Origin of the sequence: uncultured Campylobacter sp., assembly GCF_963517995.1 — a bacterium.
Taxonomy (GTDB): domain Bacteria; phylum Campylobacterota; class Campylobacteria; order Campylobacterales; family Campylobacteraceae; genus Campylobacter_A.
In genome coordinates, this window is the sequence record NZ_CAUQHQ010000194.1 from 1 (window position 1) to 3329 (window position 3329).

Annotated in this window: 3 protein-coding genes and 1 pseudogene; 2 read left to right on the forward strand and 2 right to left on the reverse strand. The window is 47.7% G+C overall.

The features are described from left to right. Positions 1–457: 457 nt before the first annotated feature. Complete coding sequence (locus tag RYL88_RS12410) at positions 458–889, forward strand: EamA family transporter (protein WP_314991709.1); 432 nt, start codon at positions 458–460, stop codon at positions 887–889. A 172-nt stretch (positions 890–1061) separates the two neighbouring features. Here the strand turns inward: RYL88_RS12410 and RYL88_RS12415 are convergent, their stop codons facing one another. Next, positions 1062–1799, reverse strand: coding sequence for an ankyrin repeat domain-containing protein (locus RYL88_RS12415; protein ID WP_314991711.1), 738 nt, complete (start codon positions 1797–1799; stop codon positions 1062–1064). 247 nt (positions 1800–2046) lie between these two features. Continuing rightward, positions 2047–2514, reverse strand: coding sequence for a methylated-DNA--[protein]-cysteine S-methyltransferase (locus RYL88_RS12420; protein ID WP_314991713.1), 468 nt, complete (start codon positions 2512–2514; stop codon positions 2047–2049). 86 nt (positions 2515–2600) lie between these two features. Here RYL88_RS12420 and RYL88_RS12425 point away from each other — a divergent pair. Further along, a pseudogene (locus RYL88_RS12425) lies at positions 2601–3329 on the forward strand (aconitate hydratase B); the annotation flags it as partial.

Below are 3329 nucleotides of genomic sequence, written 5' to 3' on the forward strand. Positions count from 1 at the left end.
TAAAGCGCGTATTTTTGATTACGGCAATTTTTATAAGAGCCTTAATTTTAGCATATTTGGTTTGCTTGTTACGCCCCTAGAATTGACGCTTTTTAGCGACTTTACGCGGGATACTAAATTTAAAACCGCCAGTAAGCCGTGAAATTTTACCCGCTTTTTGATATTTCACGTTGCGTTTTGCGCCGCTTGCGTAAATTTTAGGACTAAATTTTACTCGGTATCGCGTTTTTGGTATTTGATTTTACTCGGTACGCCGCAAGTAGATTTAAGTTTGCTGCGATTTTTAGCTTTAAATTTGACGGTACTCGCGACTTTGTAAATAGCACGCGGCCAAATCGCGCGTTAAAAAAGGGCCGCACGGATTTAGCTTGATTTAAGCTATTTTTTGATTCTACCGCCGCGATACCTGCTCTAAATTTATCCAAATCAGACTATAATCTCAAAAAAAGGATTAAACATGCAAGAATGGGCTTTATGGGCGCTAGCTTCGGCGGTTTTTGCCGCGCTTACGGCGATTTTTGCTAAGGTCGGGCTTGAGGGCGTGGACTCAAATTTCGCGACCTTTATCAGGACGCTCGTTATCGCCGCGGCGCTGATTTTGTTTCTAACCTATGCCAAAAAGTGGCAGCCTCTTAGCGAGCTAAATGCGCGAAACTGGCTGTTTTTGACGCTTAGCGGACTTGCGACGGGCGCGTCGTGGCTGGCGTATTTTAAGGCGCTTCAGATTGGCTCTGCGTCGCAGGTAGCGCCCATAGATAAGCTTAGCGTCGTTTTGGTAGCCGTTTTTGCGGTTATATTTTTAGGCGAGCGCCCGAGCGCGCGAGAATGGCTAGGTATCGCGCTGATAGCTAGCGGGGTTTTTACGCTGGTTTTTGCCAAGGCTAGCTAGATCGTTGCTTGCTACCGCGAGGCTTAAAGAATCTCGCCAGCACCGCCGTACCGCGCGCTTTGCGAACATACCGCGCTTAAAGTCTAAAATTTGCGCTAAATCCGACGCATTTTTAAATTTAAAATCCAAATTTAGCAAATATGCCGCCAAATTTCGCGCTCTATCTTCAAAATTACCGCCTAAATTTTGCGATTATTTTTCTTAGCCTAGCCGCGTTTTTCGCGCCCTCAAATTTACCTTCGCAGTACTGTCTTGCGCTTGTTCCGGCGTCGTTTATCGCGTCCAAGTCGGCGCCCGCCGAGAGCAACAGCTCAAAAATCCTCTCGCTATCGCAAAAACATGCGCGTTGTATTGGCGTGAAACCGTCTTGGCCGTGCAGATTTGCATCCGCGCCTTTATTTAGCAGTATTTCCACGGCATATTCATCTACGTCCGCAATCGCTAAGTTTAAAATCGTTTCGCCGTTCGCGTCTTTTTGATTGGGCGAGACGATTTTACTATCAAATTTGCTCTTTAGAGCGAATTTCTCGTAAACCTTGTCCACTAAGTCGCAAACTATAGCACCGCGTAGCTGCACAAGATACGCACCGAACGTAAAACCTCCAAAATTCGGCTCGTAACCGTGACTACGCGAGATCTCTTTGCTTTTGTATTCGACCGGTTGCAGTACCCGTCCGTGCGGTCCGTCGCATGGTTCGTAGCGAAAATATATCGCCGAAATCCCCGTCACGACACCCGTTATCTCGTACTCTTCTCCGCCGTGCGCCTCGTAAGAGTAGTCGGTATCCTTGAAGATGAAATCCGAATCCGCTTTAAATTTTGCCGTATACCAATTTACCTTGTCGCCGAGCTTAAACGCATCGCCGCAGCACTCCATTTGCCAGTCGTCGTAGTATATTTTTAGATCCATTTTTTCCCTTTTAAATTCGTCGCGATTTTACCGAGCGAGCTAAATTTGTCGCAAATTTTATCAAAACGGCGTAGTTAAAGAGATAAATTTAGTATCCGTTCTGTCTTGCTTTGGCGCTAAAGCGGAGCGATTCCGTATATGAAAAAACGGTGTCGCGCTTCGTTTGAATGGGATTAAGTTTAACTAGAATTAAGCTGTCAAATTTGCGCTCGTTTGGATGAATTTACATCGTCAAGTTTTAAAGACGTTAAGCTTTGTCTTTAAATTTTGCTTCATGCTCCAAAAGCCAAATTTTAGTCGCCAGCCCTTCGCCGCCGCTGTATCCGCCAAGGCCGTTTGAGGCGACGACTCTGTGGCAGGGCACGATGATGGGGATTTTGTTTTTTGCGTTTGCCGAGCCTGCCGCGCGAAACGCCTTCGGTCGTCCCGTCATCGCTGCGAGCCCGGCGTACGTGACGCGCTGCCCGTAAGTGATCTTTTGCAGATTTTCGTAAACGCACCTTTGAAACGCCGTGCCGCCGATATTTAGCCGCGTTTTAAAGGTTTTTAGCTCGCCTTTAAAATAACTCTCAAGCTCGCTTAAACAGAGCTTTAAATTTGCGTCCGTTGCGTCCGTGCGGACAAAATCTCGCACGAAATTTATCTCGCAAACTCCGCTCTCGTCGCCGCAAATCTCCAAAACGCCGATAGGCGAGTCAAAATACGCTTTTTGCATCGTAATTCCTTAAAATCAAGTGCTTAAATTTAGCCAAATTTCGCTTTGTTTTGCTAAAATTACGTAAATTTTAATAAGGATAAACGATGGACTTTTTCACGCAGTACGAAAAACACGTAAAAGAGCGCGAGGCCCTAGGCGTGCCGCCGCTACCGCTAAACGAGGAGCAAACGAGAGAGGTTTGCGAGCTTATAAAACAAGGCGGAAATAGACGGGACGAGCTTATAAATTTACTCGCAAACCGCGTAAATCCGGGTGTAGACGACGCGGCAAAGGTAAAGGCGGAGTTTTTAAACGAGATTATAAATCACGGGCTTGAGATAAGCGGCCTTGACAAAATCGCCGCCGTAAATTTGCTGCGACCGATGCTTGGCGGATACAGCGTCATCGTGCTGCTTGAAAGCCTAAAAAACGCCGACGAGGCCGTAGCACAGGCCGCCTGTAACGTGCTAAAAGAGACGATTTTCGTGCATGATTATTTTAACGACGTGGCGCAGCTTGCAAAAAGCAATAAATTTGCGCTCGAAGTTCTGCGCTCGTGGGCGGAAGCGGAGTGGTTTAAGGCGCGCGAGAGCCTGCCTAGGCGTATCAGGGCGGTCATATTTAAGGTTGCGGGCGAGACCAACACCGACGATCTAAGCCCGGCTAGCGAGGCCTACACGCGCTCAGATATCCCGCTGCACGCAAACGCGATGCTAGTTAAGCGTCAGCCGGGCAGCCTAGAAATGATCGGCGAGCTCAAAAAAAGCGGGCTAGAAGTCGTCTACGCAGGCGACGTCGTGGGCACGGGCAGTAGCCGAAAGAGCGGCATAAAC

Excerpts from the sequence above, each read along its gene's own strand:
- RYL88_RS12410 (WP_314991709.1), top strand. The coding sequence starts at position 458 with ATGCAAGAATGGGCTTTATGGGCGCTAGCTTCGGCGGTTTTTGCCGCG.
- RYL88_RS12415 (WP_314991711.1), bottom strand. The coding sequence starts at position 1,799 with ATGGATCTAAAAATATACTACGACGACTGGCAAATGGAGTGCTGCGGC.
- RYL88_RS12420 (WP_314991713.1), bottom strand. The coding sequence starts at position 2,514 with ATGCAAAAAGCGTATTTTGACTCGCCTATCGGCGTTTTGGAGATTTGC.